The following is a 16,385-nucleotide window of genomic DNA, read 5'->3' as shown; positions in this document are numbered from 1 at the left end:
TGGCTGCACTCATCTATCTGATGAGTACCGCCATATCGTGTGAAAAAATGCTGGAAGTAGAGTTGCCTGACAATCAGATGTTGTCAGAGACCGTCTTCAGTGATACTCAGACTGCCAACGCCGTATTATCTGGATTGTATGCCGGATTGTGGGAATCATCACCTGTTACAGGTGATCAAAGTGGAAAGCTTTTGGGTCTTTATACGGATGACCTTACGTACTATGCAGTCAATGCCACTAATGGGCTGCCTGAACTAGCCAATAATACTCAGATTGATTCCAATCAGTTTGTCAGTTCGTTCTGGAATGCTGCGTATCAGAAAATATATATCAGCAATTCCATACTCGAAGGGCTGGAAGGAGCAGATCATATTCCGGCAGCTGATAAAGCAAGGATAAAAGGGGAGACCCTGGTTATTCGCTCTTTGCTCTTTTTCTATGTTCAGCAGGTTTATGGAGATATTCCTTTTCCTGTGACAACCAATTATATGATCAATCAGAGCATTTCAAAAACACCTTCTGCAGGAGTGCTGATGAGAATTGAATCTGATGTGAAGGAAGCTATTGAACTACTTTCTGATACATACCAAAATAATGAACGCATCTATATTAATAAAAAAGCAGCCCAGCTTCTTCTGGGCAAAGTTCAGATGCAGCAGCTGAAATGGAGTGAGGCAGAAGCCACCTTGAAAACAGTTGTTCAGAGTCCGTTGTATCAGTTTCAAAATGATATCACCAAGGTCTTTCTTAAAAACGGCAGCCATATTATCTGGCAGCTCAAGCCTAAGAACAATGGGGATGCGGTAAAGGAAGCAACGATTTACTATTTTGTCAATGCTGCTCCTACTTCCATGGCACTTTCCACATCTCTGGTCAGCTCGTTTCAGAATGATCTTCGGAAGCAATATTGGATGGGATCTGTTACAGTTGGGGGCAACACCTGTTACAGAGCGGAAAAATACAAAGCAAGGTCTTCCAACTCCACAGAAAATTCCATTGTCTTCAGACTGGAAGAGGCCTATTTACTGTTGGCAGAGGCTCTGGCTCAACAAAATAAAATGTCAGAGGCCCTACCGTTTATTAACCCGATCAAACAAAGGGCAGGACAGCCATTGCTAGGCAGTTCTGTTACACAACAGCAGCTTCTTGAGGAAATCCTTAATGAAAACAGGAAAGAGTTTTTTACAGAAATGGGACATCGATTTCTCGATTTGAAAAGAGCAGGAAAGCTTAATGAACTACAGCAGACCAAACCCAACTGGAAAGATCAACATAAAGTATGGCCTCTTCCGCAACAGGAACTGCTGCTCAATCCCCATCTGAATCCTCAAAATTTAGGGTATTAATGAGAGTATATTGTTTAATTATTCTGCTGTTTTCTCTGCATTGCTTTAATGCACAGAGGTCGATTAAGGAATTGGACCAGTGGATGTCGCGATTCTCAACGATGATAGGTCAGATGAAGGTATCTGATGATCAGCGATTCGTTTTGGTGACTAAAATGTACGCGAATAATTCTGATTCTGTTCTTGTGTTTGACCGCCAATCGGCAGTCATTCCATCCGATACCATTTTAAAAAAGAGCAGCATCAGTTTTCTGAACAATTATACGGTCTTTGCTTCAGGACCGGGCAGGGCTGAATTAATTGAGCTGAAATCCAAAAAAAGAGAAATTTATGATAGTGTACAGCGATGCAGTGTCAATGAAACCCTGAAGCAATATGTCATACTGGGTACTGATAAAAACCTGAAAATCTATAATACCAAAGGAAAACTGCTTCACCATGAGCCAGGAACATTGAACTATACTATTACGCAGCAGGGACAGGTCTATATTCTTACTGAAATGGGAGTGTCTCATAAAATATTGAAATGGAATGGAAGCACTATGAAATTGCTTTATTCCACTGCAACTAACATTGTTGCGATGGATCTTTTAGAATCAGAGAGATTTATTGTTGTAAAAGAAAAAATAGATCCCAATGGAAAGATCAGGGTAAGATTATTAAGAATATCAGACGGGCAGCTGTTTCATAACAACCGGATCAGTCTGGGAGATGCCCAAAACATGAAATTAACTGAAGCAGGTCATTCTGAAACTTTTTTGATTGATATTTCCGTCAGGAACCTCCCCGAGAAAAGTGGAAAACTTGAAATATGGTATGGAGGAGACAAATATCTGCGCAATAAAGACCAAGGGCTGATTGAGCATCAGTATATGGTATGGAATGTTAAAAATAATAAAGTTCATTCTATCCCTGCCAAATCAATGCAGGTTTATGTAGCGACAGACCATCCACGTTATTTTTGGACGTATAATGCCAGAGAGGATAATGATTACCGCGGATTCAGAAGCCTGAATGTATATCGATATGACCTTTTAGAAAACAAATCTGAACTTGTTTTTGAGAATGCTTCAGAAATGGTGATAGGAAAGGATGGTCGTTACACCATTGGATTTTTGATGTATAAGAATCAATGGATGGTCTACGATCATCTGTTAGAGCAGACAAAAATAATCGATTATAATGGAATACTAAACTATCCTATCTTTATGCCGGATGGCAGTTTGCTCTTTACAGCAGGAGACCGAGTGATCAATTATCATCTGGAAACAGGTGTATTAAAAACAGGATTCAAACAAGAGAACAGCAAAATCAGCTTTCATGAATACAGTGGAAAAATGATTCATCAGATGGAATCTTTTAAGATAACACGACGAACTATTGAAATGTCTCAACCGTTGATGCTGCATATCAGGAGAGAAAATCATAATGATTCCGGATATTATTCTTTTTATAAAGGTAAACTCAAGCAAATACTGCCGTACACCAGCAACAGAATCAAAATGTTCTCATATAAGGCGAAGCATGATTTAATGTATTCGATCGAAGAAAACTACAATCTGTCTCCACGGCTGTACAGCAAAAGCAAGTCATCAGGTCAAAAGAAGGTACTTTATACAACCAACCTTCATGATAAAGAAGCGATAGACCTGCAGCAGGATGTTATTTCATACACCAACAGTGAGGGTAAGGACCTGAAAGGAGTTCTATATTATCCCATTAAATTTGACAGGACAAAAAAATATCCTTTGGTGGTACAGGTATACAGTATTCAGCATGATGAGTTCAACAAATACCTGTATCCCGCCTGGGGACCCAGTGGATTCAATATTCGACTGCTTCTTGAGAACGGTTATATGGTTTTCCAGCCAGATATTACTTCTGATAACAGGGGTCCGGGAATTTCGGCGCTTGATTGTGTTCATTCCGGATTAGATGCGATTCGGGAAAATGAAAATATTGACTTCAGGCGCATGGGATTGACAGGACACTCATTTGGTGGTTATGAGACCAACTTTATCGCTACCCATTCAGAAAGGTTCGCAGCCTATGTCTCGGGAGCGAGTCTTAGTGATATTATGAATACTTACTTTTCATTTAATGAACTGTTTAAAATAGCAGACTATTCAAGATTTGAAACCGGGCAGTTTTCAATGGGAGTTCCTTTTTCAAAAGATAAGGATCTGTATTATAAAAATAATCCCATCAATTTTATTGAGAAAGTCAACGCACCTGTATTGCTTTGGGCAGGTAAGAAAGACACGAATATTCCGCCAACGCAAACCATGAGCTTTTATATGGGATTATTAAGAAACAGAAAAAAGGTGGTGGCACTGATGTATGTAGATCAGGAGCACACGTTCAAGAAAAATTCCGAAGACATCAGGGATCTTAATACTAAAATCATAGAGTGGTGGGACTATCACCTGAAAAGCCGGAAAGATATAGGATGGATTGATAAAGAAATGAAAAGGGACGCTGAATAGCGTCCCTCATTTAATTAATACTTTATACAATGCACTAAGGAATTTTATAAAGTGGTGTTCCACACATCGTGCCTGAACCGATTCTATGCAGTTCAACGCTGGTATCCAGTGCCCATTCACAGACATCACCGGAAACGATATTGCTGCATTCCTGATCAGCATCCTCACATTGGAACTGACCACCACCTAAGCTAACAATTCTGTAAGCAGGCTCTAAAGCTCGTGTACTCTTCTTTGCCAACATGGTGGCAAAAGCTGACCCTGTTCCCAGTGCTACTAGGATGACAGGAAAAAGAATTTTTTTCATAATAAAAAAATATTTGATTTGCTGCCTACTCTGAAACACGGTTTTCGGCTTCCCCGTTTTTAAAATGTTTTTTCAGGGACTGGGTAAGTTTATATTGTACCAGCTGATTTCCAATAATTGCGTACAAATGCTCATCGGTAATTCTAAAATCTGACATGGTATTATTTTTAATATTGTCGATGTACATGCTGCCAATATATTCCTGAGATTCGGTATTATAGATGTCAATAACTTTGCTTTCCTTCCATCTGATTAAAGATTCATGTCTTCCTCTTAATTGAGCAGGGTTAAATAACAGACCTCTGTATACGATCGCATGCCCGTTAACTTTTAGTGCAGGTTTAGACATTTTAGATTTTCCATTGGATAGCGATGTTACTTTAATCTGTGCGATTTTAGTCGTATCAATAGTTCTCCATCTGTGAATAAGTTGCATTGAATGGTTCATGACAAGAAACTGGTTTCTATAACTGTAGATATAGTTGACAGTCGGTCTTATAGGATCAGATGAAAGATAGCCGTCGGAATCAAAAAAACCATCCAACTGCTTTTCAAGTAAATCAGGATGCAGTGTCACCTGATTTTTGCCATTGTGATTGATTAAAATAGTTCCCAGCGTTAAATTCCTGGTTTGAGATGAGAGGGTGCGAATGGCAATTTTATTACTGTCAATAATTTCAAGCTGGTCAAAGAATGCATCGTTAGAACTGATTACTTTATTTTGTGTATTACATAATTTACCTTTTAATATGATGGGTACATTTCCATCATAGATATAATAATGGTGATCTTTAACTTTAATCTCTATTTTTTTAAATGGATATTTGCTGAGTTCCAGATCAATCTTTGTATTTACAGCTTTCTTTAAAAGTGAATCAACTGCTAATAAATTTTGAGGGAGGCTTCGGTTAGCTAAGTAAAGCTCTTCATTTTTAGCACCAGCAAAATAAAATGAATGGTTCTCCAGATCCATACTTTTTACTTTTAAAATAGGATGCATCAGAAACCTTCTTGTAAAATTGTTTTCCTGTTTTATAATGTATTCTGACTTAAAAAACAAAACAATGACAAGAATACAACTCAAAATATTGGAAATTCCTAAGATTAATGCCGTTTTACGGTGAGTCTTATGATTTGCTCTTCCCATGATGAGAACAGATAGACCTCCTATAACTACACACAGAATATTAAAAATCAGATGTTCAGTCCATCCCATTTTTTCCAAGATTCCTCCACAGGAACAAGGAACAAAGTCACTGTAATTTAGAATGAGAAATATATAGATCGTAAATGCTGACATTAAGGCAGTTGATAAGTATAATCCGATTAATCTCCTGCTTGGAAAAGTTAATAACAGTACAATAATTAATTCTACAATAATAACAGCATAAGAAATACCCCCTGCATATGCACTTAGTAATGGAGACTGAGCAATCTGCACTTGAAAATTTTCAAAATCTAGTAATTTACTCACACTTGCATAAACAAACAATAGAATAAAAAAGCAGGAAACAGTTTTGATAAAAATAGTTTGGATGTTTTTCATGGCATGTCATTATTGGGTTTAACAGACCTGTACCAATCTCCATTTGATTTTCCACCCGCAATATTCAGGCATTGGTTCCCCTTTAAAAAGAGTTATAGTCGTTTTGAAATTCCCCATACTTTCCCAGATGCCACTCTTTGGACATGGTAAGCCTGTAACAACTGATATGGAGGTATGAGGAATCATAGTTTTATATGTAGTTTTTAATCCTTCGTAAGCCGCCAATTATCTCCGTCTCTCACCGGAGGATCTTTAGGATTAGGATTTTCAATCAAATCAATAGATTTGGCAGAATCCTGTTTCATTACTAAGCCATTTATTGTGGGCTCTGATTTTTTAATATATTCACTATTTGAAATCATATCTTCATCTCGATGGGTACAGTTTTGTAGACTAACTGCTGCGATCATTATGTTCAAAAATGGGATAAACTTTTTCATTTTGATAATTTTAATTGGGTTATCCCGGCCGGATTATATTAGAATTCTGATGTCAAAATTATCCGGCTTATGAGCTAAAAAAAACTGTTATATGACTCTATTTTAAAATTGTTACGTCTCAATTTTAAAATTAATACATGAGAATATCAGAGTTCAAGTGGCTGTATTTGCATGTTTTACAGGGTTTTTGTCTTTCTGTTATTTAATTCATTGAAATTTGATTTATTTAAAACATAAATGTTTATTTTTGAGATGGTGAGGTTTTAAATATCAGTCTATGAAAAAGTTTTATTGCTTTCTCATCTTATTTCCTGTTTTTTCACAATTTTTATTTTCACAAAAGAAAGAGGAAAAAACTTTCAGTGAAATTAGAAAGCCTTATGAAAAAATGGCAATAGATGACATTCATGCAATGCCCTATGTAAAACTGTACATTGAGAAAGCAAAAAACGAAAATAATTTTTCAAAGCTGATTCAAGGGTATAGAGATGCAAGACAGTTTGATTATAAAAACAAGATGAAGTATGCTGACAGTGCGCTTACTGTCAGTTTGCAGCATGGAAGCCAAGATGACATCAGTAAAGAATATTTAAGCAAGGGAATCATCTATTATTTTTATCAAAAAAAATTTAAGCTGGCTTTAAATGAATACATTAAAGCCTATACGTATTCAAAAGGCTCAAAAGATGAGTACCATAGGTATAAAGTCCTTTATCATTTAGGAATTGTAAAAAGTCATTTGGGCTATTATGATGACGCCATGAAGCATTTTCTTGAATGTACTTCATTTTACAGGTCAAAGTTAAATGAAAACCTTCATGAAAACGAAAGGTTTAACTATGAGAAAGCGTATCTGAACTGCTTACATCAGTTGACCGTGCTCAAAAGATATCTGAACAATTTTAGTAAGAGTGACAGTTTAAGTATGTTGGGGTATCGGTTAACCGATCATAATAGCGATTTTGCTTTGGAGAAAAGCTATTTTCTTAAATGCCTTGGAATTTCCCGGTACCACAAAAAAGATTATGCCGGGGCTCAGGATCATTTACAAAAATCTTTACCCACTATTCTCAACAGAAACGATTTTGCCTGGGCTTCTGTGGTATATTATTATCTGGGCAAAACCTATGAAGCACAGAATAATATCAACAGTGCGGTGGTAAGCTATGAAAAGATAGACTCTATTTTCAATAAACATGATTTTATACTTCCAGAGGTGTATAAGAGTTATCACTCTCTTATCGATCATTATAAAGATAAGGATGTCAAGAAACAGCTTTATTATACCAATCAGCTTTTAAAAGCTGACAGTTTGATCAGCAAAGATTTTCCTTACTTGTCTTCAAAACTCCATAAGGATTTTGACCGACAAGCACTGATTGAAGCAAAAGAAGAAATAGAGAAGTCAAGCAGGAAAAAAATGGTAATTGCCCAGATCTTGATTGTATCGGGAAGTGTAGTCCTTGGTTTTTTGGTTGTGAGGCACAGAAAAGATCAGAAGATAAAAAAACAATATCAGCTTCTTCAAAAGAGAATTGCTGAAGGAAAATATAATATGAATGATATTTTAAGAGAAGAAATGATAGAGCTGCCTGTAAGAAAGACTTCTCTTACCCCGGAAATGGCTTTAGAAATAAAAGAAAAACTTCAGAAGTTTGAGCAGGAGCAACATTTCAAAAAGAAAGGAATTACGCAGAAAAGTATTGCTTTAAAGCTGGGAACCAATTCCCACTATCTTTCGGTTTACATCAATGAACAAAAAGGGATGAATTTTAATAAATACATGGCTGAACTGAGAATTAATTATATCACTAACCTACTTAATACCAACAGTAAATATTTAAATTATACCATCGAGGCTCTGGCTGACGAATGCGGTATAGCGGCACGCCAGAACTTTTCAAATCTGTTCTTTGATATCAATGGGATCAGACCTACCGATTATATAAAGAATCGGAAAAAGGAACTGGGTATTAGTTGATTAAGTCGTGCTTTAGGTAATTTTTGTAAATTCCTTAAAAAAGGACATGGTAACAAAAACTATTTTTAAAAGAACTTCGAAGTTATTGGAGGATCTGGACCTAAAGATTAACGAAGTCAATGCTGACGGAAATGATCTGATCAAAATTTCAGAAAAGGCATTACTTATTATTGATGAGTCGATAAGGAAATTAAAACTTTTGGTTTCCAACCATCATTTTGATCATATTGCTGAAGAAGTATTGTTTTTTAAAAAACTGAAACCGCAGTTTATTGCAAAATTTATTTATTATTCCGCAGTACTGGATATTGAATCTCATAAACCGGCTGCCGGAAATAAGACCTTAAAAAAATATTATGAAGCAGAACAGGAAAAATTGAAAGACTTTTATTTGGAGCATTCTGAATTTTACAGTTACTATAAACGGGAAGCAACCTATCTTGATCATAAAATATTTGTTCGCAATTCCTACGACCTAAAAATGAAGCTATCATCCGGATTTTATAATTATGATCCAAGTTTTACAACATCCCACGATCATATGATCGCCAGATTTATTTCCAATCAGCAGTTTGATCAGTATTTAAAAAAGCAAATTGAAAATTCGAATGATACCTTTACCACAAAAGTATTTTCTCCTTTGAGCTGGTCGGGATCAAAGGTCGGTCTTATAGAGCTTATCTATGCACTTTACCAGATGCGTTGTTTTAACGGTGGTAATATAGAGTTAAGCGAAGTCATAAAATTTACAGAAAAGTCATTGGATTGCGATTTAGGTAACTTTCATAAAACCATCTTTGAAATCCGTAACCGAAAACAGGGGCCAACCAAATTCCTTCAATTGGTGAGTGACAATTTGAATCAATATTTTATGAACAGTGATGCTGAGTAACATAAATACAAATAGAAACCTCAAATCGTATGGTATTTGAGGTTTCATTCTTTAATCCGATTTCAATAAATGTTGCAAATCAGGATCATTTTTTATTCGATCCATTTCATCTGTGATGATATTTAGAATATCTGACTTAATTTCTCTGTAATTATCTTGAATCTGCCTGGTCATAGAATCATTCCCGTCTTCATCAATAAAGGATCGGATCTGCGGTATCTTCTGAAAGCTTTTCATTTCTTCAGAAAGCTTAACATTGTCTACGACAATCTCGGAATGAAAAATCTTCTGCTGAATCCTTTCATCAAAGTTATCAGATACAGCACCGACAAAAAATCCCTGGGTCAGGGTAGAAATCTTCGAAGCAGGAATAAGACTGTCCAATTGGGTAGAAATAGAGGTTGACGTATCATTCCTATTGATGGATATACTCTGTCTTTTCTGCAGTATTTTTCCAAAACGGTCAGATAAGTTTTTTGCTGTTTCCCCAACCACCTGTCCGCTGAAAATATTGCCGACCGTATTCTGAATGACTTTACTTTCCTTATCTCCATAGTCTCTTGTCAACTGAGAAAAATCCTGGAATCCGAGACATACGGAAACTTTATTACTTCTGGCAGTAGCAATTAAATTATCCAGGCCTCTGAAATAAATGGTAGGCAACTCATCAATAATCACTGAACTCTTCAACTGTCCTTTTTTATTAATTAACTTAACAATTCTCGAATTGTACAGCCCAAGAGCAGCAGAATAAATATTCTGACGATCAGGATTATTTCCAACACACAGAATTTTAGGCTCATTGGGGTTATTGATATCCAAAGAAAAATCGTCTCCGGTCATTACCCAATATAATTGCGGGGAGATCATTCTTGACAAAGGAATCTTTGCGGAAGCGATTTGTCCCTGCAACTGATCCTGTGCACCCCCTTGCCATGCATCCATAAAAGGAGATAGGTAGTTCTCTAATTCAGAGTAAGAGGTTAATATCGTAAAGACTTCTTCATATTTTTTGTTCAACAGTTCAATAGCGTGTGGAAAAGTGCAGTATTTGCCGTTCTTATATATCTTAAGAAACCATATGATGGCAGCTAGCAGTATGATAGGACTCTCAACAAAGAAATCGCCCTGTTTTTGTATCCAGCTTCTGTTCAGGTTTAACATAATAGTATAAGCCGCTTCATATGCATCCGATATATCCGTCATAAAATCGGGGTTTAAAGGATTACATCGATGGCTTTTTCTGGGGTCGTCAAAGTTGATGAGATAGAATTTCGGCTTTACGGTATAAGCATCAGAATGATTGAGAAGATGGTTGTACGCAATAGTAGACAAATCATCGAATTTAAAATCATAGATGTACATGGAAAATCCTTTTTCGATATGTTGTTTGATATAGTTGTTGACAACAGCATAGGATTTTCCTGAACCCGGAGTTCCTAAGACAATGGTGGCACGAAAAGGATTCACCACATTAATCCATCCTTGATGCCACTTCCCTTGATAATAGAACTGTGTAGGAAGGTTAACAGAGTATTCATTATAGATTAATTGGGTTTCCTGCTGAAAACTTTCATTCTCATTGTTAAAAACATCGGTCATTAAGTTCGTTTTCAGTAAACGGCTCATCCATACTCCTGCCTGCATTAGGAAAATGTATCCGGAGCCGGTGGATATAATGTAAAATACGGCTGTAAAGCTGCTATCAAGTTGTATAATAATTGAGTTTAAAAAGAACAGTACAAAACCAACAGAAAAAGCAATACTAATTTTTTTCCAAGTGATTTTCTCATTCTTTACGCCTTTTGTGCCAAGACAACTCAAACCCAACAAAACAACTGTGAAGAGCTTAGAATACATAGGATGAGTGAAAAGCCCTGCAGTCTTATTAAAATTATGAAGTATCTTATTGATAAGTTCCAGTGTCCATTGTTGCTGTACAAAAAATCCATAGCAAAACCAATAAAGATGCATTAGTACCAGAATAATACTGACAGCTCGCATAAATGCCATGATTTTGGCAAGCCCTCTTAAATCGTCTTCACCCTGCATATCACATTTTAGACGCATAAATACAGGATTACATATTCTCAACTATAAATGCGTCGTTTCAAGCATCAATTGGCTGACTTTGGCTCCTAGGACATAGTTATAAGGACAGCATCTTGCAAAAAGAATATTATTTTTTTCTTCTTTTTCTTTGTCTCTTTTTCATTTGTGATTCAAAAATTTGTTCCTCCTGATCCTCATTAGTATCTGAAGATAATAAACCGCTAAAAAATCCGTCAAATACTTCGTAGCTGTTATTGCTAAAGAAATGTTCTGAAGATTTTTCAAGCGATATATTATTGTTAGAACTATTATATGAATTGGTTTCAGGCTTTGTTTCTACCTCATTCCATAGTTTGTTGAATGCGTTGGCTGAAAGCTCTTTACTAAGCTGTGAACCATTCCAAACAGATTTGGAGTTATGATCTATAAATGTGATTCCGTAGATCCTTCCCTCATCATTCTTTCGTATAACCGTAGCGATTCCCTGTTCCAAAAGTCGAGTCTTAAAAGAAGCTTCCGATTTACTTGTGCTGAGAGCGGTTTCTATAGTTCTTTTAAGAATGAGTTTTGAAGGATTATTTTTCATTTTTGACTTCTCAATGAGGACCTGAATATTTTCCAACCCTGCTTGTTTGCCAAAAAGGGATGATTTAAAAGGGGAACTTATTTTTTTTCCATTTTTATCTGTAGCAAAATAGACCATTCCTTTTCTCATTTTACCATGAAGCTCTCCGCTAATTTCTTCAACGGAGATATTGAATTGAGAGAGTAAAGCGTTATATGCACCTATACTTTGAAAGCTGTAGGTTTGAGGCATGTGTCTTATTACTGATGATAATTGTGTTTTGATATTCCCTTTAGTATAATCTACAGGTTTAAAAATAGGGCTTTGATTTAAATTTCTATTCTCACCAGCAATTTTTAAGTTGTATTGTTTTTCCAATTTCCTGCAGACCTCCATTGATCGGGAGTGATCATATCGATCTGATATTTTCTTTCCATCGATCTGGACACAGGTGGTCACAATATGAATATGAGCCCTGTCAATATCAGTATGTTTAAAAACAACATACGGTTGATTTCCATAACCCATTTCCTGCATATATTGCTGGGCCATTTCCCGATAATCTTTGTCATTAACCTTATCTTCGGGATCAGGATTAAGCGAGATATGCCTTACGGGTTTTTCAGTTTTGTTATTAGCAATCAAGTAGGGTTCAAAGTACTGATGAAAAAATTTAACCGAATAAGGTCCATCCCACAAATCAGGAATCTTGTTAGTAAATAAAACCGTTCCTTTTTCGTTGTCTACTTTCTGTTGATTGTAGGTAAGCGCACCCCATAGGTTTTCACCTTTTCCAATTTTAGCGATCATTTTTCAGAAGTTTTTTGAATATGATTTTGCTCAAATTCTTTTGTGAGTTCTATAATCTTTTTACAAATTAAAGCTAGTTCTCTGGTATGATTTTCCAGTTTAAAGAGATAGAAAGAAGCTTTTTTCTCCGTGAAATTTCGGTATAAAATTTTTACTATCTGATTATAATTGTTTCCAATCGACTGGAATTGGTAGAAGAATTTAGTGAGTTGACTATGATAATCCATTGTTGAAATATCCACTTTTACAATTTTTAATTCTTTCTGAAATAAAATTGTTGTAATAAATTTCGCTTTGTTACTCATTCCGGAAGCCTTATATAAATTTAAAAACTTTATATTTTCCTCATCCGTAAGTCTAAATACATACCTGTTTTTACTTGGATTAAGCTTGGGCTTACGCCCGCCTTTGCTTTTTTTATTTAGGTCCATCGCATTTAATTTAATATTAGTAAAATCACGACTTTGGAGTGGTTTTTAAAGCCCCAGCCAGGGCAAGTTGTTTTGAGGCACGAAAAAATTTATGAGGCACTCAAAACATAACTTGCTCCTTTCGGGTGAAAGGAAATTCCAGTAATAAAGCAGATGTAATACTGATCGCGTTCATAAAGTTCAATTTCCCAAGACCTCCTTAGTCTTCTGAAACAAAGTAAACCACAATCATTTGTAGGGACAATATTAGAAAGAAAGTCAAAGACAGTCACTTAAAGCCAAAAACGACCATTAGAAATGTTTTAAAAAAGAAATACTATTCATTTGTATCAGATTGAGGGCGGGATTTCCTGACTGCAGATCTGATAGAAATCCTGAATAGTGGAAATCCAGCATGCCAGCTTTCCGGAATTCCAGCCGTCAAGATAGTCTCTGTGAAAGATAGTCTTCAGGAAAGCAATTTTTCAGGATTGCAGGATGAATGGCATTCAGCCAGAACTGATTGAAGTCAATACAGCTTTAGGGAATTCCGTCCAGTAGCACTGAAAGCAGTATAGGGAACCTGATATATGTATTGCCCAGTGGCTGTCAATCAGTCTTTCTTCCCAATTATGTATAACCAAAATCAAGCAAAATGAAAACAAAGAACCAACCCACAATTATTGCATTTTCCACTCAAAAAGGAGGGGTAGGAAAAAGTACATTTACCACACTTATGGCAAGTCTCCTTCATTACCGGATGGGGTATCAGGTCGCTGTATTTGACTGTGACTTTCCTCAGTACAGTTTACTCCAGATGAGAGAACGGGATTTAAAAATGGTGATGCAAAATGAGATTTTAAAAAAGATCGCTCACAAACAATTTACGAGTATTAATAAAAAAGCGTATCCCATTTTCCAGAGTAAAGCCGATCAGGTTTTAGAGGATATAGATGCTTATGTTGAAGGATCTGAAACAATTCCTGATGTTATATTTTTAGATCTACCGGGAACTGTGAATACCGCCGGGATTTTAAAAACTTTGACGAAAGTCCATTATATTTTTTCACCCATTACTGCGGATCGTGTTGTGCTGGAAAGTACGTTAAGTTTCACCCATGTTCTGACCAATGTATTAATGAAAGAAACTCAAACGGGAATTCGGGCTGTACATCTATTCTGGAATCAGGTGGATGGAAGAGAACGGACGTTGCTCTACAAAAACTACAGTAAAGTGATTTCAGATTTAGGGCTGCCACTTATGGAAACAAGCATTACAGACAGTAAAAGATTTAGAAAGGAAGGGGAGGCTATTACAAAGACTGTTTTCCGATCGACTTTACTGCCTGCAGATCCTAAATTGTTAGCTCAATGCAGGTTGGATCAATTTGTAGAAGAATTTTTAAGAATTGTAAAACTATAAAAGTATGGAACAGGACAATAACAATGAAGATAACGGTATCGATGAAGAATATCTGATGTCCATTATGGCAGGAAATCCGAAGAAAGAAGTTCCTGTACAAAATGCAGATCTCCAAAAGGAGAAAGCTGTAACAAAAAATAAGTTGAAAACTAAGAAACCATCAGATATAAGCTATACGGAGCAGTTTCTTACTCATCATACAATGACTAAGCGAGGTGATAAAAGTATCTATATCCGTCCTGAATATCACGAGCGCCTCTCACGCATTATTCAAATCATTGCCGATGATCAGATTTCTCTGTATGCTTATCTGGATAATATACTGGCGTATCATTTCGAAATGTTTGAAAAGGAAATTACTGATGATTTCAATAAAAAATACCGTCCCATTTTTTAATATCATTTTATGGAAAAAATAATCATTATAGGTTTATTAATCGCTATCATTCTAATTCTTCTCGACAGAAGATTCCCAGTCAATGTCCGTGCGAAAGATAGGGGTAATACTAAGAAAAGTTCTCCACCGATAATGGGAGATATTAAGCAAACAAAAAGAAAAGGTTGGCCAGTTGAAGCCACTGAAAGCCACCTTGAATTTACTTCATTAGCAGAAGATAATTTTGAATCAGAAACCAAGAACGGGAAAGCTGAAGATGTAACCGAGAATAAAAATCTTGATGATATTCTAATCAAGGATAATTGGAGGAAAGAGGAAGAAGATTGGAAGTATCAGGACTCTAATATCGAAAGTGGGTTTGCTACAGGGGTTACCTTTCAGGAATTGAGTACTGTGGGTCAGCTGTTACAGCGGAAAATGCTGGAACCTGATTTAGAACAGCAAGCAGTTGCTATAATTCAAAAAATTCATGGGACCGAGCTTTTTGATCTTTTAGAGAATTCGTTGGGGGAGGCTTCGAAGCGTATTTCAAATTTGTTAAGTCAGAGCATTTCGAATGATGTTGAAGGCATATCTTCCAGTTACAAAGATGGTGTTGAAGGTTTCGATATTGGGGAGTTTGTTTAGGCAAATTCCCCTTTTGTTATTAAGAAGTTTCAACTAAGATCTGTTATCAAACAATTCATGCAGTTTTTTCTGCAGAACCTTTTTGTCGGGAAGCTGCGTTTTGTATTCAGAAACCATTGTCGGAGAAAGACTTCTACTCAGCGCATATTCTACTACTTCGCTGTCTTTGTCTTTACAAAGCAGTACGCCGATGCTTGGATTTTCGTTCTGACGTTTAACATCCCTGTCCAGCGCTTCCAGATAAAAGTTAAGCTGACCCAGATGTTCGGGTTTGAATTTATCTGCTTTCAGTTCGAAAGCGACAAGGCATTGCAGCCCCCTGTGGAAGAATAAAAGATCGATATAAAAATCAGAATTGCCGACCTGTACTTTGTACTCTTCGCTGATAAAAAGAAAATCCCGTCCTAACTCCAGGATAAAATTTTTCATCTGCTCAATTAAACCTTTTTGGAGATCATTTTCATTGAATGTTTCAGGCAGATTTAAAAAGTCAAATACATAGCTGTCTTTAAATGTATTGACTATATCAGCGTTAGTTTCTCTCAACACTGTTGAGAGTTTTGAATTTCCAATCATCGTTCTTTCAAAAAGGCTGCTGGATATCTGTCTCTCTAACTCCCGGAAGCTATAATTTTCCTGTTTGGTCAACTTGATATAAAATTCCCTTTCCTCGATTGATTTACATCTGGAGAATATGGACAGATTATGAGACCAGCTGATTTCTCTCAACAGTGTTGAGATTTTTGGAAATTCCTTGTAAGTCTCATAAAACTGCTTCATTCTCCAAAGATTCTTATCCGAAAAACCTTTTAGTTCAGGTTCATGAGTCTGGATAAACTGAGAAAGTTCTTTAACCACAGATTGTCCCCATTCACTCAGCTCTACCTTTTTGCTGATATACTCACCAATATTCCAGTATAGATCGATGAGTTCCTCATTGACTTTTCTTATCGCATTGTTACGAGACTGTTTGATGAGCTCAATAATATCTGTGAACCTTTTATCCATGATTTCTCTTTTTTGAAATTCCTTACAAATTTACAATTAATTATACAGGAATTCTGACTGGCGCACGGTTCTTTAACAGCCAAAAGATTCCATCC

15 protein-coding genes are annotated in these 16,385 nt (G+C 36.2%); 7 read left to right on the top strand and 8 right to left on the bottom strand.

Features of this window, described 5'->3' with window-relative positions:
• Both PMI13_RS18040 and PMI13_RS18035 read left to right on the top strand, forming a co-directional pair.
• A partial coding sequence (locus PMI13_RS18040; protein ID WP_007846415.1) for a RagB/SusD family nutrient uptake outer membrane protein occupies positions 1-1,346 on the top strand: 1,346 nt, incomplete at its 5' end.
• Positions 1,280-3,832 carry an alpha/beta hydrolase family protein gene (locus PMI13_RS18035; protein WP_238536333.1) on the top strand — a complete coding sequence of 851 codons (2,553 nt, stop codon included), beginning with the start codon at positions 1,280-1,282 and terminating at the stop codon, positions 3,830-3,832. The genes PMI13_RS18040 and PMI13_RS18035, both read left to right, overlap by 67 nt.
• 34 nt (positions 3,833-3,866) lie before the next feature.
• Here PMI13_RS18035 and PMI13_RS18030 read toward each other — a convergent pair whose 3' ends face one another.
• Genes PMI13_RS18030 through PMI13_RS18020 form a run of 4 tightly spaced genes read right to left on the bottom strand, consistent with a single transcriptional unit; the run spans position 3,867 to position 6,125 of the window.
• Positions 3,867-4,178 carry a hypothetical protein gene (locus PMI13_RS18030; RefSeq protein WP_142716697.1) on the bottom strand — a complete coding sequence of 104 codons (312 nt, stop codon included), beginning with the start codon at positions 4,176-4,178 and terminating at the stop codon, positions 3,867-3,869.
• Positions 4,165-5,685 carry a DoxX family protein gene (locus PMI13_RS18025; protein WP_007846408.1) on the bottom strand — a complete coding sequence of 507 codons (1,521 nt, stop codon included), beginning with the start codon at positions 5,683-5,685 and terminating at the stop codon, positions 4,165-4,167. Before PMI13_RS18025 ends, PMI13_RS18030 begins: the two co-directional genes overlap by 14 nt.
• A gap of 18 nt (positions 5,686-5,703) precedes the next feature.
• Positions 5,704-5,871: a hypothetical protein gene (locus tag PMI13_RS21275; protein ID WP_156104456.1), complete on the bottom strand. Its 168-nt coding sequence runs from the start codon at positions 5,869-5,871 to the stop codon at positions 5,704-5,706.
• Positions 5,872-5,888: 17 nt separating this feature from the next.
• Entirely contained in the window at positions 5,889-6,125 is a 237-nt protein-coding gene (locus tag PMI13_RS18020) for a hypothetical protein (protein WP_007846407.1), read from the bottom strand.
• 277 nt (positions 6,126-6,402) lie between these two features.
• On the opposite strand from PMI13_RS18020, the gene PMI13_RS18015 reads away from it, so the two are divergent.
• A complete protein-coding gene (locus PMI13_RS18015; protein WP_007846405.1) occupies positions 6,403-8,106 on the top strand; it encodes a helix-turn-helix domain-containing protein in 1,704 nt (567 codons plus the stop codon).
• Positions 8,107-8,152: 46 nt separating this feature from the next.
• The gene (locus PMI13_RS18010) at positions 8,153-8,998 is read left to right on the top strand and encodes an RteC domain-containing protein (protein ID WP_007846403.1); all 846 of its coding nucleotides are present in this window, start codon (positions 8,153-8,155) and stop codon (positions 8,996-8,998) included.
• Between the two features lie 51 nt (positions 8,999-9,049).
• Here PMI13_RS18010 and mobC read toward each other — a convergent pair whose 3' ends face one another.
• The 3 genes from mobC to mobA all read right to left on the bottom strand — a co-directional run bounded on the left by mobC (position 9,050) and on the right by mobA (position 12,856).
• On the bottom strand, positions 9,050-11,050 hold the full coding sequence (gene mobC, locus PMI13_RS18005) for a conjugal transfer protein MobC (protein ID WP_007846400.1): 2,001 nt from the start codon (positions 11,048-11,050) through the stop codon (positions 9,050-9,052).
• A 127-nt stretch (positions 11,051-11,177) separates the two neighbouring features.
• Positions 11,178-12,425, bottom strand: coding sequence for a conjugal transfer protein MobB (gene mobB / locus PMI13_RS18000; RefSeq protein WP_007846399.1), 1,248 nt, complete (start codon positions 12,423-12,425; stop codon positions 11,178-11,180).
• Positions 12,422-12,856: a conjugal transfer protein MobA gene (gene mobA / locus PMI13_RS17995; RefSeq protein WP_002980942.1), complete on the bottom strand. Its 435-nt coding sequence runs from the start codon at positions 12,854-12,856 to the stop codon at positions 12,422-12,424. Before mobA ends, mobB begins: the two co-directional genes overlap by 4 nt.
• A gap of 634 nt (positions 12,857-13,490) precedes the next feature.
• Between mobA and PMI13_RS17990 the strand changes: the two genes are divergently transcribed.
• The 3 genes from PMI13_RS17990 to PMI13_RS17980 are packed head-to-tail and all read left to right on the top strand — an operon-like array spanning position 13,491 to position 15,282.
• Positions 13,491-14,258 carry a ParA family protein gene (locus PMI13_RS17990; protein ID WP_007846397.1) on the top strand — a complete coding sequence of 256 codons (768 nt, stop codon included), beginning with the start codon at positions 13,491-13,493 and terminating at the stop codon, positions 14,256-14,258.
• A gap of 4 nt (positions 14,259-14,262) precedes the next feature.
• A complete protein-coding gene (locus PMI13_RS17985) occupies positions 14,263-14,655 on the top strand; it encodes a DUF3408 domain-containing protein (protein WP_007846396.1) in 393 nt (130 codons plus the stop codon).
• Between the two features lie 9 nt (positions 14,656-14,664).
• Positions 14,665-15,282, top strand: coding sequence for a hypothetical protein (locus PMI13_RS17980; protein ID WP_007846395.1), 618 nt, complete (start codon positions 14,665-14,667; stop codon positions 15,280-15,282).
• A 33-nt stretch (positions 15,283-15,315) separates the two neighbouring features.
• Here PMI13_RS17980 and PMI13_RS17975 read toward each other — a convergent pair whose 3' ends face one another.
• The gene (locus PMI13_RS17975; protein WP_002980937.1) at positions 15,316-16,290 is read right to left on the bottom strand and encodes a PDDEXK nuclease domain-containing protein; all 975 of its coding nucleotides are present in this window, start codon (positions 16,288-16,290) and stop codon (positions 15,316-15,318) included.
• Positions 16,291-16,385 lie beyond the last annotated feature (95 nt).

Source organism: Chryseobacterium populi, from assembly GCF_000282115.1.
Lineage (GTDB): Bacteria > Bacteroidota > Bacteroidia > Flavobacteriales > Weeksellaceae > Chryseobacterium > Chryseobacterium populi.
Note: the sequence above shows the minus strand (reverse complement) of the source record. Positions and strands in the feature narration are given on the sequence as shown.